The organism is Bacillus sp. FJAT-50079, from assembly GCF_018343515.1.
In the GTDB taxonomy this organism is placed as follows: Bacteria; Bacillota; Bacilli; order Bacillales; family Bacillaceae_C; genus Lederbergia.
This window is the reverse complement of the sequence record NZ_JAGYPD010000003.1, coordinates 357,427-374,793: the sequence shown is the minus strand read 5'-3', so window position 1 is coordinate 374,793 and position 17,367 is coordinate 357,427. Positions and strand designations below refer to the sequence as shown.

The following is a 17,367-nucleotide window of genomic DNA, read 5'->3' as shown; positions in this document are numbered from 1 at the left end:
ATTTATTTGTTTGCTTTTGACAGAATGGTAAATAGGTTTGTGACTTCTTCGGATGCAGCTGTGTTTTCGTTTCGAATATCAAGCCATACTTCCTTCCGATGGATTTCCACATTTTTCGGTGCGTTAATGCCGATTTTGACTTGGTCGCCTTTAATCCCTGTGATGGTAATTTCGATGTCTTCGCCTATTTGGATTGATTCGCCTTTTTTTCTAGTTAGTACGAGCATCTCATCACCTCGTGGCCATTTCCGCAAATAGCGGTTGCTTTGTTTTGTATTTTTCGTCGTTTAGGATGACTTGTTTTGCTTCGTTTGTTTTTATATTGATGACGATAGGCGCTTGTAGATTCGCAGTGCTCTTTTCGAACGGGTCTTGTACAGTTAAGATCACCAAAGCACTAACGTCATCGGTTCCTTCGATTCCAAGCAGGTCAACGGTATGTTCATCCAAGGAAAATTCATACGATTTGAAAAAACTGTACGGGTCGGCAACGATGAATGCTAGTGTTGGTGTATCGAGTGATTGCATGACGGAAATCGATGTTTGTTCAGGCAGTGGCAGCATTGTAAAGCGTTTTTCATCGGGAAATCCTGGGATGCCTTTGGCAAATGTGATGATTGAGTCTTCGCTAATGTTGACTTCTCCGTGATATTTCGTTTGAATGTTCATCTGTTCACACTCCGTTTTATTTTACAAAATCAATCTTTAGGCTATTGCGTTGCTGTAAAGAAATGTCGACGTCGCCACGATGATAGGAGATGATCGGCTTTCGGATTTGTACGTCAATCTTCGGCTTCTTCGCTTGGAATTGGATGTCTATACTCCCGCGGGTGTAATGTGTTTTTACAGAAAATGGTGACGGAACCCATGCGATGTTTGTTTGAACAGGTCGTGGATTCGCTTTTCGTTTCGCTTGTTCGACGATGATGTTGCGGCCTGAACGAATATCAAGCATTTCATCGCCCTCACGGACAACGCGAGCAATTCCTTCCATCACAGCTTGCTGTGCTCGATACGTGTTCTCTTCAACCCGCTTAAAAATACTCTTTATATCCATATCTTCCCATGCCTGCGATTGATCAATCGTTAATTTTCCCGGAGTCGTGCGAATGTTCATTTCAGCTAACGGCTGTTCAATTTGCAGATTTGCATTTGGCTGTTGAATCGACTGATTAGCTGGTCGTGATTGAATCGCAATTTGTGCGGACTGTGATTGCATTCTAATTTGTGGAATTTGCAATAGTATCACTCCTAAAAAGTGCCAGGCATCCAAGGAGCCAGGCACTTTATATAGCTGTTTATCTTAAGTAATCCATCAATGTTGGCTGGATAATACGTGCCCCCACAGCCATGGCGGCGTTATGAACGGCTTCCTGTGCTTTAAATTCCATGACAACTTTTTCAAATTCAATGTCTTCATTGTCAGACATGATTCGTTTCGCGATAATTTCTTGGTTATCGATCCGCTCTTCCATGAAATCAAGACGATTCGTCCGAGCTCCAATTTCCGAACGCGAAGCTAAAAATCGATTCATGCTTGTATCGATTTCATCGAGGAACCCGCTTAACACTTCTGTATTTCCTTCATTCAATGACGCTTCAAGTTGGTCAAGCATCGAAAAAACATTATCGCCATCTGGAGAACCAAAAACAGAAGCGCCTTGCATATTAACAGGAACGTAAATCCCTTTCGCTAATTCAAATGTAACATCATCGGTATCGAATGTAGGCAAAGCATCATTGATATTTTCAAATGGTGCTTTTAATGTATTTGTTCCGTTGAAAATATATTTATCCCCAACTTTAGCATTAGCAATCGTTTTTAAATGTTCTTTTAATTGACCAATTTCTTTCGCAACGGATTGAAGCTGACCTTCATCATACGTTTCATTACTTGCTTGGGCTGTAAGCTCGCGAATCCGTTGAATCGCCTGGGTTGCTTCATCGATTGCCGAGTCCGTCGTTTCGATCCAATTGCGCGCTTCAGAGTAATTTCGTTTAAACTGTTCGACTTCTATAACATTTGTTCGATAGTACATCCCTTTCATAGCGACGACTGGATCATCAGAAGGACGCGAAATCTTTTTCTGTGTTTGTACTTGTTCAAATAACGAATCGAGTCTTGAGTAACTTTGGTTAATGTTAAACATGACATTTCTTGCAATCATTCCGTCAGTTACACGCATGTATTACACCTCTTACCTTCCGGCAATTCCCATGCCATTAATAATTTTATCAAGCATTTCATCAATGACTGTAATCATCCTTGCTGAGGCTGAGTACGCATGTTGATATTGAATGAGATTGGAAAACTCCTCATCCAATGATACCTCACTCACCGATCTCCGTGCGTTATCAACCGAGTTCAGGAGCACTTCGGTATTATAATAGAGACGATTTGCCTGCTGACCTTCAACCGCCATTTTACCGATCACCCCTTCGAAAAAGGATTGCAATGTCCCTGAATCAATGTCTAAGTCGGAAAGTGTTGCTCCAGATGGTAACGTGACCGTTCCACCTGCAATAACTAAGTCTTTGATCTCAGCTAAATGTAACGCATTTTCACCATTACCTTTATGTGTTGCTTTTAAAGAAGCCGCAATCTCTGATGGATTAGTAATCGCAACTTTGATCATGCCGGCTGCGCCTTTGTACGATTCATCGGAGTCAGGATCACCGATATTAAAAAACAACGCGCCTGATTGTTCGTTTAGATCAAAACCAGATTGATGGACCGCATTAAAGACTTTCGCAAAGGAATGAGCATATTTATCCAAATCAGCAAGCATCGAAGGAAATAAGCCTGTCTCGGCTTCAAGATCGCCATATGCATAAATTAGCGCGGCGAGCCTTCCTTTTCCTTCCGCTCCTTCATCAAATGTAATCCCACTTAATTGATTTCCTTCGATTTCTACCTCTTGTGCGCCCGTTTCATCAACAAGCGTAAGACGTTGATCTCCAAGGACAATCTCGACTTTTCGACCACCTTCAGCAATAGGCAGTGAATTTCCGCCATACGGAATTGTCGTAATTTCGATCGGGACGATATTCGATAATTGGTCTAGTAGTCGATCACGCTCATCGTACAAATCATTCGGCAAATAGCCATGCGGTTCAATTTCGCTAATTTGACGATTAATCGAAGCAAGCTGCGTTGCTAGCGAGTTAATTTCAGTAACCGATGCGTCTAGTTCTTTTTTAATATCATTTCGAACAGTCGTAAGAGACGTATGCAAATATTTAAACGTCTCCGCCACAGCAATCCCACGCTGAAGGACGACTCTTCTTGCTCCTTCATTATCCCCGTTCGTACTTAAATCTTGTAGCGATTGCCAAAATTGCGCCATTGCCTTTGATAACCCGTGATCACTAGGCTCATTCATAATATCTTCCATTTTACTAATTGAACTTGCCAGTGTTTGATAATAGCCAAACTTATTATTTTCCCCACGATATTGTTCATCAATGAACGATTCGCGGATTCTCTGGATCGTACCATCCTTAACACCTGTCCCTAGCTGACCAGGAATTTGCGGGCGGTTCATCGATGCGGCTGGATATGGCTCGGTCGGAACAAAATTAACGCGCTGACGTGTATAGCCGGGTGTGTTTTTATTAGCAATATTATGGCCGGTTACGTAAATTGCGCTTTGCTGTGCGTACATGCCACGCTTGGCCGTTTCAAGTCCCATAAAAGTAGATCGCATATTTTCCCCTCCTATGCTTTGGAATCAAAAAATGAACGACTCTGTTCACTTGCTTCATTCCGTGCTTTTGAATAGTTTGGTAGCTCAGGCTCCGGTGCGAGCAAATCAAGATTCATATGAACGAACTGTAATGAATATGTAAGCAGCTGTTGATTCAATGCATTTTTATTTTTCAATTCGTCAATCACTTGTTCAAGCTGTTTTTGTAAAAAAAGAAGCTGAGGCCGCTCCGGCTCATCGATAATTGATAATACGTCAGATAGCGTAGCCTCTTTGCTTGCTAGCGAAGCTGTAATTTTTTGACAGCGCTGTTCTGCCACCTGAATTGCCGTCACCTGCTTTTGTTCTTCCCGTAAAATATGACTAAGCTTTTGTGTATCATTTTGTGTAATTGCTTCTGCTTTTTCCGCTGCTGATTCAAGCAATGCTTCATGGAAACGAAGCAACTCTTTCATTGTTTCGATGAGCGATTGGGCCGCCATAGTTGGAGCCTCCTCTATCTATCAAGTATATATATTAATTAAAAGTCCTTCGATTTCACCAATTAACCCGAGCAAGTCTAAGCCTTTTTTCTCTTTATCGAGCACCGAATTTGCTAAATCGATTAGTTTTTTATCGACTTCTTTCACAATCTTGTATACTTTCGTGCGTCCGCGCCAGTCAAAGCCGCGTTGCTCCTGCAGCTGCAGACCGTTGTTCACCGCGTCTTCCATGAACGACTTCACAAGCTGCTTATATTTTCGAAAGTCTTCAATCGTCTGTGATTTGGCGAGCTTTTCTCCTTGTTGTTCAATCTCTTGGCGCAGCTTATCCATTCGTTCAAAAATGATGTTTTCCCGTTTTTTTGCCATAACTTCGGTAAAGTGAACCGATTCCGTCGCTTGCTGCGTCTTATTTCGAGCAGCATGCACGCCAGTACTTACAATTCTGCGCACATCCATATTGATCACCCCTGTGTGATGTGACGTGGTAGAAGTTTACTACCGATTATTGGTGATTTACTACCGATTTTAATTAGTTTACTATCGATTGTAGAGCAAATACTACCGATTAGCTGCTAATTACTACCGATCTGTTTATTATTGCAACAATTGCAAGATTCCCTGTGGCAACTGATTTGCTTGAGCGAGCATTGCTTGTCCTGCTTGGTTTAGAATATTATTTCTAGTGAAGTTTGTCATTTCAAGCGCCATATCAAGGTCGCGAATTCGTGATTCAGCAGCGGTTAAGTTTTCGTTTGCTGTTTGTAAATTCGTCACTGTGTGTTCCAAACGGTTTTGGTATGCACCTAGTTTGGATCGTTGTTCGGAAACTTTTTGAATTGCATTTTCAAATATTTGAATTGCCTCATCTGCATCGGCGGCAGTTTTAACACTCGTAGCGATATTAGGTGTCCCTGGTGCCCCTAAAGTCGCAATCCCAAGACTTACTGAATCCAGTTTTGTTATTTCAACAGTCAATGTTTCCCCAGTATTCGCGCCAACCTGGAATTGCAATAGTAAATCACTTCCACCGCTTGCTCCGTCCAACAATTTTTTCTGATTAAATTGAGTTGTGTCTGCGATCCGGTCAATTTCCTCATTCAACTGATTAATTTCCGCTTGGATTGCAACCCTATCTTCGTCTTCAAGCGTTCCATTCGCCGCCTGCACACTTAGCTCACGCATTCTTTGTAAGATCGCATGCGTTTCGTTTAATGCACCTTCGGCCGTTTGGATCAATGAGATTGCATCAAGTGCATTACGCTCAGCCATGCCAAGACCGCGAATTTGCGAACGCATTTTTTCAGAGATTGCTAGGCCAGCTGCATCGTCCGCAGCGCGGTTAATCCGTAAACCTGACGAAAGCTTTTCAAGACTTTTCGATGTGCTTGCCATTGTTTGTGATAAGTTTCTATATGCATTTAATGCTTGAATATTATGGTTGATTCTCATATATTTGTTCCCCTTTCTAGTCGCGATTCAACACCATGACATTTTTGTCATAAGCGCTCGTTTTCTGATAGTGAAGGCGCTGCGCCTCGACATCTCCCATGCTCATCGCTTCATTCCATGAACTTGCCAGTCGGTTGCAAATGTCAAGCACTTCTTTTAGGACGACTGGATCCTTCCTCATATTGCCGATAATCACTTGGTTTGCCATATAATTGTATAATGTATCAAGCTGATCAGCGATAATTCCCGCCTCGTAATTTAGGCCAACGCCGAGTCGCTCAAGAATATCATTTACTTTTTGACATTTCGTGTTTGCTTCCAATAGGTGCCCCGCCTCAATCGCTTGAATCGCTGCTTCCAACTGGTCAATGCACACTTCATATAAAAGTCCGGTTATTTTTTGTGGGGTCATTTGATAAATTAATTCTTTCGTTAAAAAATCCACTGGCTTTCGCCTCCGTTCAGTTTACATATCGGTTTCTTTTATCATTTATTAAGGTTTTCTTACACATTTTCAGCGATCAATTTCCTCTAATAAGATTAAGATTTCAGCAATGACCGAATATAATTGGGGCGGAACGTTTTCACCAAGGTCCATATCTAAAAGTTGACCAACCAAAGATGGGTCTTCCTGCATATGAACGCCGTGTTGCTTCGCCAGTTCCATCATCTTTACCGCAAGCGCACCTGTCCCCTGGGCAACAACCTGTGGTGCACCACCAGCTGTTTCGTCATAACGGATGACTGCGGCGGATGGACCGTTTTGATGGCGGCGATTTTTCTGATTATAGTAATGCTGTCTCATACGCTAAAATCATACCCTCTTTCTGTAAAAGCAGGCTGTTTCACTTTTTCAGACTGCTTTTCCGGCTCAGCTTGCGTCGTTAAGGCAGAAAATTGCATCGTTCCAATTTGATAGCCGATCTCTTCTAGACGTTCCTTTGCTTTGTCTACAAGTGGTTCTATTCGCTCCTTAAATCCGTGCGTATCATTCTTGAACGTCAATGAAAGGGTGCGATTGACAGCAGTGAGCATGATTCCAACGTCGCCCATTTTTTTTGTTTCGAGCAAAAAGTACAAGCTGCAATTTTCCCAATCCATTTTTTGATTTGCACTGTTTGATTTCATAAATACTTTGACATTTTCAACTTGGTCTTTTAACAGAATCGGCAATGAAAATAACATCGTTTGCAAACCCGAAGAGTCCGCCTTGCTCATTAATTGCTGACCCGTTACATGTTGCAATGCTTGTTCTGCCTTTTGCCCCAATGAATGATTCGCTTCTGTTTGTGCAAGTTTCATTAAAAGGTTTTTCAAATTCTCATTTGTTTCTCCACCAGCAACAAGGCGGTGAGCAAGATCACTGTCATGCATCATTCCAAGGCTGCGTAAATATTCAAGTGCATGCCTAGGGGTTGGCTCCTGCCTAAGTAATTGCAACGGCTCCTCTAGTACATGAGCGATTTGCTTACTTAGTGTCGGCTGGTCAAGCTGAAGCATCTCTTTAGCAACGAAATGCTTTACACGTACATCGGACGGTTGAAAAATTAAGCGATCTACCGTTGTTTTTACTTGATGAACGATTTCACTTGCTCGTGAAAATTCACCTTTTGCTAATAGCTTCCTTGCCTCATGAAGCTGTGAGCTCGCTTGCAGAAGCTTTTTTTCCGTTCCCATATCGGTATAAAGCATGAAATCACTTTTTAAAATTGCATGGTCTAACTGTTTAATGGCTGCTTCCAATGATGGACGGGCCTGTAATGGCATCTGTTTGATCACCGATTCTGTTGTCTGTAATGCATTTGCAAGTTCACGCTTGACTACTTTAAAATCAAGTGCTGCTTGAGAAAGTTTTTTCGTAACTGTTGTGACAATAAAATTGCGTGACTCAATCGGAAGTGCCGTTAATGCTTCACTTTGAATGCGATACATTGCTTCTTGTTCCTCCGCCGGAGCTTCAACTGCCATTCCATTTAGGGCAGCAGCCAGTTCCTGTCGAGCCGCAAGTTCCTTTCCAGCTTCCAGAAATTGTTCAGCCTTACGAATCGCTTCATCGATTGTTGTTCTTGATATAGATAGCCAATCACTTTCTTTAATTAGTTGAATAACACTAGCAATATCTGGAGCAGTTCTCACTTGCTTCATTGCTTGGGAGATAAGTGATTGCAAATCCGATTGACTTGATTGCGTCGACGCTTGTTCGGCTTGTCTTATGAGCTCGATGGTTACATCTTTGATTCGTTCATGTTGATTTGTGAATAATTCATTTTCAACAAGCTCGTGCAACACATGTCCTAATGGCTTTCCTTGCAATGCTTCATGTACGGCTTTGATTTGTGCCGGTGTAAAATCTAGCTTTTTAGCGACCATTTTGGCAATCGTCTCTAGCTTTTGTTCGATTGTACCTGGGCTTTTCTCAAAATAGGTTTTCAATTGATGAAGCATATCCCTCGTAATCGGTGTTTTCTGATCTTGAAGAAGCTTGACCGCTTGTTTCAAACCATCAGGAAAGCTAGGTGATGAAGAATGACTCGCAGACGGACTTTCATTCATAACAACCTTAGCAACTGGAGGTTTTTGTTTCATATCCATCATTTGCAGTGTTACTTTTCCACTTTGCGGAACATTTCCTTCGATCTTCACCACTCGCTCTTCTCCTTTAATTTGGATGAGCGCTTCATTGTTAGGCAGTATTTCTTTAATATTCGCGCTGTACGTTCCGCCTTCTTTTATCGGCTGTGAGTTTTCAGTTTGAGAGAAGGTTTGTAGCTTCGAATCGTTTTGAATCAACATACTTTTTCACACTCCATAAAGAGAGGGAACCTGCCGTTTGATGCTCGAGCAAGTTCCCTCAATCATCAGATTCCTTTTGCTCATCCGTGAGCACATGCCGAATCCGTTCGAATGTTAAAGCTTATAAAATTCCGCAATTCCTTTCGCAATGTCCTTTGCGTTCACTTCGTACGTTCCGTTTTGCACTTGTTTTTTGATTTCCGCAACTTTTGCTTCACGTTCTTTGACAATGGACGGAATTTGCTGCATTTCTTTCGCTTCAGGGGAAATTTCTACCTTATCCGTTTTGACTGCGGCTTGATGCCGTTCGACTGTATTCATTTGCCGTTTATATGGATTTTGTTCCACAGGTCGAAAAGGATTAATTTTCATTACGCTTCCTCCTTTTTCCGTCATTTCTCGTTTTCTATATTAATAATATCGGTTTCACGGCTTTATTGTTTATATATATTTAGTAGGAAAGTTTCCCCTTTTTTTGACATTATTATTGCTTATTCTGTGAATGATAAATTGATCGTCGCAGCTCTTTCTGACGTTCGTTTTCTTTTTCATATATATTTAACTCTTGCTTTATCGTTGTAGAGCAGCGCTCACATAGTCTTCCTTCATTTATTAGTTTGCCACATTGGTCACATGGATAACCAAGATTCGGAAATTGAGCAATTTGCAGACGTCCTTTTCGAATCCATTTATGAAGCAAGCTCGCCTCCACCTTTGTTACTTCTGTCACTCGATCAATGGTAGCCGCACGATTTTCCCTTTTGCGTAAAAATTTATAAACAACATCATATTTCGCTTCTTCTTGTTTATAGCATGCATCACACGTATTACGCATCGGATTTTTCACGTAAATTGCACCACAGCTTGAACAATTTTCTATTTCCATTACGTATCCTCCCAATTGTTCTATTATTTATATTATCGGCTTTTTTTATCATTGTTTAACTTCTTACTAATGTAAATGATTGAATCGAGGCAGCTCCCACCTCTTTTAATGTCTTTGCCGCATGATAAATCGTTGCTCCTGTCGTATAAATATCATCAATCAGCAAAACATTCTTATTGGCGATGTCTGCGTTTTCGACAATCGAAAAAATGCGAGCTTGCTCAATCCGGCTTCGTCTTGTTTTTTTCGATTGTTTCTCAGAATCATGTCGTCTTAATATATCAACTGTTGGAAAGCCCGCCTCATGAACGAGTGCAGTTGCTTGATTAAAGCCGCGTTCTTTCAGGCGTTCTTCACTAAGTGGGATCGGAATTAGAAAATCATACTCTAGCTTCTGTACCGTCATGCGAATCTCCATGAAAAAGGCTTTGGCGAGTGCATAGTCACCGCGAAACTTATAACGGGCAATCATCTCTTTCATAAAATCATTATACTCATAGAGTGACGTGTTTCTTTTTAAGATTCCTTTCCATTGTGACTGCTGTTCCCAACGCACACAATCGATGCAGTGCGCTTCCTTCATATATGCGGATTCATTTAGCGATCGGGAGCATTTTTTACAACAAGGTTCTTTCAATCGTTTTAATTTTCCAAAACAGCTTGAACAAAGGGGTGATTGTTCTCGTGGGAAAAACAGCTTTGTCCATGTCATTTCGTCTAGAATAAGCGCTTGACAATAGAGGCAGTACGCGTTCATTTCTCAAGCAGCCCCTTTTTATATGCTTCGTCGTTCATTTCGGCCATATGACTAAGTGCTTTGATCATTGCCTTCGTTCTTCCGTAATGAAAAAAAGTAATCGTTCCTGCTGGAAATTCGTTGCTCCTGCCAACACGACCGGAAATTTGTACGAGAGCCGCTTCTGTAAAAATATCGTCCTCTGCGCCAATGACGGCAACATCGATATTTGGAAACGTCACTCCTCGTTCAAGTATCGTTGTCGTTAATAAAAAGGGAATCGTTCTTTTTCGCATCTTTTCCACCTTTTCTTTCCGGTGTGGGTCTTCCGCATGGACAGACTCGATTTCATGATGAAAGCTACGGCGGAAAAGCGGTAATGCATTTTCCATCAATTCAATATGTGGGAAAAAGATCAACGCTTGCTTTTCCATCTGCCTTCGTTCGTTCATCCAACGGATAATCGGTGCTGGGATTTTTCCTTTTTTCAATTGTTTTCTCCAATTTCCACACCAAGCGAACTGTGGCAATGGCAAGGGATGTCTATGAAAACGAGCTGGAATTTTCACATGGTTCCGTTTCCCGCTTCTGCATTCAGTTTGCCATTTTTCACTAGGGGTTGCTGTTAAATAAATCGTGGCTACGATTGGTTTGGCACACTTTTTCACTGCAAATTGCAAACTTTTGTCAAATGTATAAGGGAAGGCATCGACTTCATCGATAATAATGACATCAAACGCTTTTTCAAAGCGTAGCAGCTGATGAGTTGTCGCTATGGTCAGCGGTGCGTAAATGTGGCGATCATCACTGCCTCCATATAATGTGGCGATCGTTATTGTGGGAAATACTTTTTTTAGACGAGGAGCAAGCTCTAATACAACATCGGTTCTCGGTGTCGTGATCACAATTCGCTTACCAAGTTGAAGCGCTCTTTCAATACCGGCGAAAAGCACTTCGGTTTTTCCTGAACCGCAGACAGCCCATATTGTGAGTTCTTTTGCTGTCTCGATTGCGTCGATCACGGCTTTTGAGGCGTGATCTTGTCCAAACGACAGCTGTCCAGACCAATCAAGGTAAGTAGGCGCTGGCAAAGAAAAGGGCTTGACTGGACCAATCCAATGATATAAGAAAGTGCAGGTAGATACTCTTCCCATCATGATACATTTCCGGCAATATAAGCAGTCTTTCTTACAGTGCGCACATGGAAATGTGGCGAATAGATGGCTTGTTTGATTGTCGCAGCGATTACATACATAACCATTTTTCTGTTGAGTAATTCCACGTTTTGCCTCGATAAATTGGTGTTTGAGATGATCGTGAATTAGTTTTTCTTGGAAGGGAATCTCTTGGAGGAGTAAAGAGCGGCCAGATAGAAATTGTTGAAGTTGAGGAGAAAAAAGAAATGACAAACAATCGCCTCCTTATTTTATCGGGCGATGCTAAACACCACCCGCGAATCATATTATTTGATTGTCCAGGCAAGACCCATGGAGCCTTCCCCAAGATGGGCACCGATTACAGGACCGAAGATGCTAATTTGGAAATCCACAAGTGGAAAAAGAGCTTCAAGCTCTGCCTTCCATTCAGCTGCTTCCTTTACTCGATTTGCATGAATAATCGTAGCACGTAACGGAATCCCTTTTTCAGCATCTTGTTCAAGCAATGCGACGATTCGCTTCATCGCCTTTTTGCGTGTGCGAATTTTTTCAAATGGAACGATCACTTTATTTTCGAAATGCAAAATTGGCTTAATGTTAAGCAGGCTACCAATCATCGCTTGCGTGCTGGAAAGCCTTCCTCCACGCTGCAAGTGCGAAAGATCATCAACCATAAAATAAGCTCTCATCGATGCTTTTAATTCATCCAGCCTTACAAGGATTTCTTCAGGGTCTTTGCCATCTTTCGCCATTGAAGCCGCTTCAAGCACATAAAAGCCTTGTGCCATACAGCTAATTTCCGAATCATACGCATACACTCTCGCTTGCTCTACCATCGCCGCTGCTGCAACCGCCCCTTGGAACGTTCCGCTAATGCCACTTGAGAGATGGATGCTAATAATCGCATCGTATTCTTCTGCTAATTTTGCATATAACTCTTCAAACTCACCAATTGGCGGCTGAGTCGTAGTCGGAAGCTTTGTTCCATTTTTTACTTCTTCGTAAAAATCGGAAGCAGATATATCCATTTCTTCTCTGTATGTTTCTCCGTTAATCACAACGGAGAGTGGGATCATATGTATTTCAAGATGTTCACGAATATGCTTCGGTATGTATGAAGTGCTATCTGTTACAATTGCAGTCTTCAAATAAAATCAACCCCGCTTTTTATATTTTTGCACGTTGCTACCATTCTATCGAATTGTCGAGGTTTTGAAAAGATGCCGCGAACAAAATTGCCCGAACTTGAATCGGCTGTGGGGGAAGTCGCGCAATTCCGCCTTAAACCGACGCAATTATTTAAAAAGTTACGCAATTACACCCAAAAGTCGCGCAATTATTTAAAAAGTTACGCAATTATACTCGAAACCTACGTAATTATTTAAAAGGACGCTTAATCTTATTCAAAACCCGTGTAATTCTCGATATTTTTCCCTAGTTAAGAACAAAAATCCCCAAAAGCGCGGCTTTTGGGAATTATCCTTCATCGAACTTCTACCCAACCATTTTTAATGGCAGTGACAACTGCTTGAGTTCGGTCGTTTACATTCATTTTTTGAAGAATATTACTTACGTGGTTTTTCACTGTTTTTTCGCTAATAAATAATGTTTCACCAATCCCGCGGTTACTTTTTCCATCTGAAAGTAATTGTAATACTTCACATTCTCTACTCGTTAATAGATGTAATGGCACGTGGACTTCTGGTTGCTGATAACCACTGCCTCTATTTTGCTGATTAGCTAAACGGCGATATTCGTTGACGAGCTTATGTGTTACTTTCGGGTGGATATATGAACCGCCTTCTGCGACGATTTTAACTGCTTCAATCAATTCATCTGAATCCATTTCTTTTAACATGTAACCGATCGCACCTGTTTTCAACGCATGCGTCACATATGCTTCATCATCGTGTATCGATAAAATCATTACTTTAGAATCTGGATACGCTTCAATTAATTGACGTGTCGCTTCGATTCCATTCGTTTTTTTCATATTAATATCAAGTAAGACGACATCTGGTGAATATTCTTCGACGAGTCGAACAGCATCGCAGCCATCTTCCCCCTCTGCCACAACCGTAAACGTTTTTTCAAATTCTAGAATTCGCTTTACACCTTCGCGAAATAATTGGTGATCATCAATAATTACAATTTTTGTTGTCAAAATCCATTCCCCCTAAAGTTTCTACATTTTCTACTCCATTAAAGGAATTTGAATGATAATGGAAGTCCCATATCCGAGATTGGACATAATTTTCATTTCACCTTCCAAGATGCTAACACGCTCTTTCATTCCGATAATCCCAAATGAATCGTTTTTATTTTCCATTGGATCGAACCCTTTTCCATCATCCCGAATAAGAACGATGATCTGATCTCTGCGGATTTCAATCTTCACCTTTATTTCCCTAGCTTCCGCATGTTTTAATGCGTTTTGGACGGATTCCTGAATAAGCCGAAATAATGCGACTTCATATTTAGGCGGCAATCTTTTATCTGTTCCTATATGTATAAATTCAATTATTGTTCGCTTATTGTATTCTTCAATTGTCGCTAAGTATTTTTTGAGTGTCGGAATCAGACCTAGATCGTCCAGTGCCATCGGTCTTAAATCATAAATAATTCGCCGAACTTCGTATAAAGCAGCACGAATCATTTCTTTTAAGCTTCGAATTTCTAGAAGTGATTGCTCTGGCCCCTTCTCTCTATGAACTTTCTCAGCCAAATCAGAACGAATTAATACATTTGCCAAGAGCTGTGCAGGTCCATCGTGAATTTCCCGAGAAAGGCGCCGCCTCTCTTCTTCTTGCGCTTCAATAATCCGCAGACCAAAATCTTGCTTCATTTTCGCATCTTCGAGCACTTCACCAATTTCCTTTATATCACTTACAAGATAATTCGATACGATTGTAATTTGTGAGACGAGTGATTCTGCACGATCAATTGTTTCCTGTAAGGCGAGAAGTCTTCTCTCTAAATCATCGCGCCTTACACGCAGCTGTTTTTCAAGCTGACGATTAACGGTTAATCTCGTATGCAGATCATGTGCATTTTCGTATACTTCACGGACTTCCTGTTCAGAAAAATCTCGAAAACGTTGGCTCACCTCGGAAAGCCGCCGTCTGGCAAGCCGTGATTTTATTTCCAATGCGTCCCCTTCATCAATAACGTGTCTCACCTGTTGTTTGATCTCTTTTAATTCGGAAATAAATAAATCATGTTCTTGGCGACATTGTTCTCCTATTCGAAATATTTCATTTTTGCTATTATCAACCGTTGTAATCATTTGATTGACAATGTCATCTAACGCTTTTATATCTACTTTTCTTAATGCCATGTTTTCCTCGAGGGATACCCCCCTTTTCGGATAAATTTATTTTACATGATAATTCAAAATTAGACGATAATGATAGTTGTTTTTTGAAAAATTCATCCTTAAATACTGTTTACCAAAAACCGGTATGTTGCTTTATACCTATCCCCTTAGGCAAAAGTCCTAAATTTTCGACGTAATTCTCAAGGAATATGGCGATCCCTTTCTAATTTTCTATTATATCATGTATACTGCTTATACAAACATTAAGATTCTTTTACAATTTTTTCGCCGAAAGGAGACAGATCTATGCTTCCGCAATATTATACGGTAAAGGGACAAGGCGAGCATGAAATTAATATTCAGAAATCTAGATTCATAGCTCACATTCACCGGGCCGAAACGGAAGAATTGGCTCAGGCATTTATTCAAGAAATTAAGAAAAAGCACTGGGATGCTACACATAATTGTTCCGCCTATTTAATTGGTGAGCAAAATCAAATTCAAAAGGCAAATGATGATGGAGAGCCGAGCGGTACCGCTGGGATTCCAATGCTTGAGGTGTTAAAAAAGCGAGATTTAAAAGATACAGTCGTCGTTGTGACAAGGTATTTTGGCGGCATTAAGCTTGGCGCCGGCGGATTAATTCGTGCATATGGAAAATCAACGTCTGAAGGTATTAACGCAGTTGGAGTCGTCGAGCGTAAATTAATGACAATCATGCATGTCAAAGCCGATTATACTTGGTTAGGAAAATTGGAAAATGAACTGCGCTCCTCTATTTATCAATTAAAAGAGATCCATTACTCTGATCAAGTAGAGATCGAAGTTTATGTCGAACAAGCCCAAACAGACGAATTTACTGACTGGATGACTGATTTAACAAATGGACAGACAGAAATCGCTGCGGGAGAAGAAGTGTATTTAGAAACAGATGTCGTTTAGGATGGAAAAGAAAAAGGTACTTTTTCTCTCACGGAGAAAGTACTGAAACACATTTACTCATTTTGATAATTAGGTTTTTCACAAAAGAAGACACTTTGATCCGTATTACATCAGTATGTCTTTTTTTAGTTGATCATATCTTTCACCAGATGTAGGAGATGATTTTGCGGTACAGTATACCCTTGAAGGAGTTAAATAAAACATTTCTTGAGTTAAAATCATCAAAAACAGCGACTATAATTTTTTTAGCGCAAACGAAAAATGTATAATTAGATGATTAATATGATCCAATTACACATTTTTCCGCCACCTCTGGTTAGCCTAAAAATTAATTTATTGCAGTTCCATTGATTGGGTGGAAGGTGGCGACTCCAGCGGGATGAGCGTGCAGCTTGAGACCCTGCAGGGCTTTTAAAGGAACGCGTGGCAACGGCTTCGCGACCGACATCCTGTTGGCCTAAGCTGCTCAAGACACGCCCCTTGGAAAGCGTCCACCTGGAACGGAAATCAACAGCAAGAGGTTTTTTCAGTGCCCTTTGCGTTTGTGAAGGACGCTCAATTATACATTAGCTCTTCATTTAAAAAGTGCAGCATTGTAAACCGCTCTCTTAATTTATGCGCTTCTAGCATACTATCCGTGACGAGACTATCATGAATACCAAGCTCAAATGTACTCGATTTCCCACCGACTTTTTCCATTACTTTTTCAAAATAAGCTGTCTCAGGAATATTGTTGATAATCGCTTGAATTTCGTGTTGGTGATCTTTGATCCTTTTTCGCAAAAAAGGATCCTTTACTTGAGATCGATCGAGTAAAATTGTCTGCATCTCTTCTTTGTATAGGCGCGCGAGTAATGAAGTGGCAACACCGACTTTTGCTCCATGAAGAATTTGTGGACGTCTTTCACGTAAAAATTCCATTTCCCAATAATGTGAAAGATGATGCTCGCCCCCTGAAGCTGGATGTGATTGACCAAATATAAGCATTGCAAGCCCGGAGACAATTAAAGCATCGATCAATGCAGTAACACCAGCCTCATTTTTTCTTGCAATATGATCTCTATTCGTAATGCATGTTTCCAATGCTTCCTTCGTCAATGATTCTACTAACGGACAATACGGTTCATCCGCCATCATCTCTCCGAATTTCCAATCTGCAAGCGAAGTAAACTTTGCCATCATATCACCAAATCCAGCCGCGATCATATTAGCTGGGGCATTCATTAATATTTCAATATCAGCAAAAACAGCAAGCGGCGCTTGTGTTTGGAACGTTTGCTTGAACCCTCTTACGATAAGCGGTGCCCCAAGCGAAGTAAAGCCATCAACTGATGGAGCAGTCGGGATTGAAATAAATGGGGTTTTCGTTTTCTCACTGCAAATTCTTGTTACGTCGTGAAGTGTTCCTGCACCAACAGCAAGTAAAACATCTGCCTCACGTGGCGTACCAAGAAGTGCCTGTACAATCACTTTTTCATCAGCCATCACATCTCCATTTTCATCAGGATCAACCTTGCAAACTGTATGTTGGAATCCGGCTGTGTGAAGAAGATTTGAGAGCTTTTCTCCTGCTGCTTTATACGTTTGCTCGTCCACAACTAATACAACATGTTGAAAAGCTTTTTTCTGTAAAAAAGTAACCAACTGGTCGAGCGCATCTTTAGCAATAACGATCTCCTCGATCTGAATTAGATTGTGCTTATTCCCACAATTACATTGGTTCGCTAATCTATTCATTTCTTCTAATCGATCATTCATAATATGAATTTCCTCATCTTTAATTTTGGCATGATACTCCCCTTTCTAAAGTTCGACTTTTCTGTATATTTACAGTAAATCCTTTACTTACACATGTCAAATACAGAGTGATCACACAATAAGCAAAAGCTAGGACTT

At 40.9% G+C, this 17,367-nt stretch carries 20 protein-coding genes; 1 reads left to right on the top strand and 19 read right to left on the bottom strand.

Translation table 11 applies throughout. The features are described 5' to 3' along the window. Positions 1–2: 2 nt before the first annotated feature. The 18 genes from csrA to KHA95_RS09355 form a co-directional block, all read right to left on the bottom strand. Positions 3–227, bottom strand: a complete 225-nt coding sequence (csrA, locus tag KHA95_RS09440; RefSeq protein WP_213137247.1) for a carbon storage regulator CsrA — start codon at positions 225–227, stop codon at positions 3–5. 4 nt (positions 228–231) lie between these two features. Continuing rightward, positions 232–669 carry a flagellar assembly protein FliW gene (fliW, locus tag KHA95_RS09435; RefSeq protein ID WP_213137246.1) on the bottom strand — a complete coding sequence of 146 codons (438 nt, stop codon included), beginning with the start codon at positions 667–669 and terminating at the stop codon, positions 232–234. A 16-nt stretch (positions 670–685) separates the two neighbouring features. Further along, on the bottom strand, positions 686–1,249 hold the full coding sequence (locus tag KHA95_RS09430) for a DUF6470 family protein (RefSeq protein ID WP_349305461.1): 564 nt from the start codon (positions 1,247–1,249) through the stop codon (positions 686–688). Between the two features lie 49 nt (positions 1,250–1,298). Next, entirely contained in the window at positions 1,299–2,186 is an 888-nt protein-coding gene (gene flgL, locus KHA95_RS09425; RefSeq protein ID WP_213137244.1) for a flagellar hook-associated protein FlgL, read from the bottom strand. Positions 2,187–2,198: 12 nt separating this feature from the next. Further along, entirely contained in the window at positions 2,199–3,707 is a 1,509-nt protein-coding gene (gene flgK, locus KHA95_RS09420; RefSeq protein ID WP_213137243.1) for a flagellar hook-associated protein FlgK, read from the bottom strand. Between the two features lie 11 nt (positions 3,708–3,718). Next, complete coding sequence (locus KHA95_RS09415) at positions 3,719–4,189, bottom strand: flagellar protein FlgN (protein ID WP_213137242.1); 471 nt, start codon at positions 4,187–4,189, stop codon at positions 3,719–3,721. 21 nt (positions 4,190–4,210) lie between these two features. Beyond that, positions 4,211–4,648 carry a YaaR family protein gene (locus KHA95_RS09410; protein ID WP_213137241.1) on the bottom strand — a complete coding sequence of 146 codons (438 nt, stop codon included), beginning with the start codon at positions 4,646–4,648 and terminating at the stop codon, positions 4,211–4,213. A 138-nt stretch (positions 4,649–4,786) separates the two neighbouring features. Continuing rightward, positions 4,787–5,641: a flagellin N-terminal helical domain-containing protein gene (locus tag KHA95_RS09405; protein WP_213137240.1), complete on the bottom strand. Its 855-nt coding sequence runs from the start codon at positions 5,639–5,641 to the stop codon at positions 4,787–4,789. 16 nt (positions 5,642–5,657) lie between these two features. After that, the gene (gene fliS / locus KHA95_RS09400) at positions 5,658–6,086 is read right to left on the bottom strand and encodes a flagellar export chaperone FliS (RefSeq protein ID WP_213137239.1); all 429 of its coding nucleotides are present in this window, start codon (positions 6,084–6,086) and stop codon (positions 5,658–5,660) included. A gap of 69 nt (positions 6,087–6,155) precedes the next feature. After that, a complete protein-coding gene (locus KHA95_RS09395) occupies positions 6,156–6,446 on the bottom strand; it encodes an EscU/YscU/HrcU family type III secretion system export apparatus switch protein (RefSeq protein ID WP_213137238.1) in 291 nt (96 codons plus the stop codon). Then, a complete protein-coding gene (locus KHA95_RS09390) occupies positions 6,443–8,434 on the bottom strand; it encodes a hypothetical protein (protein ID WP_213137237.1) in 1,992 nt (663 codons plus the stop codon). The genes KHA95_RS09395 and KHA95_RS09390 overlap by 4 nt, the downstream gene beginning before the upstream one ends. 114 nt (positions 8,435–8,548) lie before the next feature. Further along, a complete protein-coding gene (gene flgM / locus KHA95_RS09385; protein ID WP_213137236.1) occupies positions 8,549–8,806 on the bottom strand; it encodes a flagellar biosynthesis anti-sigma factor FlgM in 258 nt (85 codons plus the stop codon). 112 nt (positions 8,807–8,918) lie between these two features. Continuing rightward, positions 8,919–9,320, bottom strand: coding sequence for a TIGR03826 family flagellar region protein (locus KHA95_RS09380; RefSeq protein ID WP_213137235.1), 402 nt, complete (start codon positions 9,318–9,320; stop codon positions 8,919–8,921). A 55-nt stretch (positions 9,321–9,375) separates the two neighbouring features. Next, entirely contained in the window at positions 9,376–10,077 is a 702-nt protein-coding gene (locus tag KHA95_RS09375) for a ComF family protein (RefSeq protein WP_213137234.1), read from the bottom strand. Then, on the bottom strand, positions 10,074–11,465 hold the full coding sequence (locus KHA95_RS09370; protein ID WP_213137233.1) for an ATP-dependent helicase ComFA: 1,392 nt from the start codon (positions 11,463–11,465) through the stop codon (positions 10,074–10,076). The genes KHA95_RS09375 and KHA95_RS09370 overlap by 4 nt, the downstream gene beginning before the upstream one ends. A gap of 53 nt (positions 11,466–11,518) precedes the next feature. Beyond that, a complete protein-coding gene (locus KHA95_RS09365; protein WP_213137232.1) occupies positions 11,519–12,361 on the bottom strand; it encodes a DegV family protein in 843 nt (280 codons plus the stop codon). 335 nt (positions 12,362–12,696) lie between these two features. Then, entirely contained in the window at positions 12,697–13,377 is a 681-nt protein-coding gene (locus tag KHA95_RS09360) for a response regulator (RefSeq protein ID WP_213137231.1), read from the bottom strand. A 30-nt stretch (positions 13,378–13,407) separates the two neighbouring features. Continuing rightward, entirely contained in the window at positions 13,408–14,550 is a 1,143-nt protein-coding gene (locus KHA95_RS09355) for a sensor histidine kinase (protein ID WP_213137230.1), read from the bottom strand. A 285-nt stretch (positions 14,551–14,835) separates the two neighbouring features. On the opposite strand from KHA95_RS09355, the gene KHA95_RS09350 reads away from it, so the two are divergent. Continuing rightward, on the top strand, positions 14,836–15,471 hold the full coding sequence (locus KHA95_RS09350) for a YigZ family protein (protein ID WP_213137229.1): 636 nt from the start codon (positions 14,836–14,838) through the stop codon (positions 15,469–15,471). Positions 15,472–16,026: 555 nt separating this feature from the next. Here KHA95_RS09350 and KHA95_RS09345 read toward each other — a convergent pair. Continuing rightward, a complete protein-coding gene (locus KHA95_RS09345; protein ID WP_213137228.1) occupies positions 16,027–17,229 on the bottom strand; it encodes a sn-glycerol-1-phosphate dehydrogenase in 1,203 nt (400 codons plus the stop codon). Between the last annotated feature and the right edge of the window lie 138 nt (positions 17,230–17,367).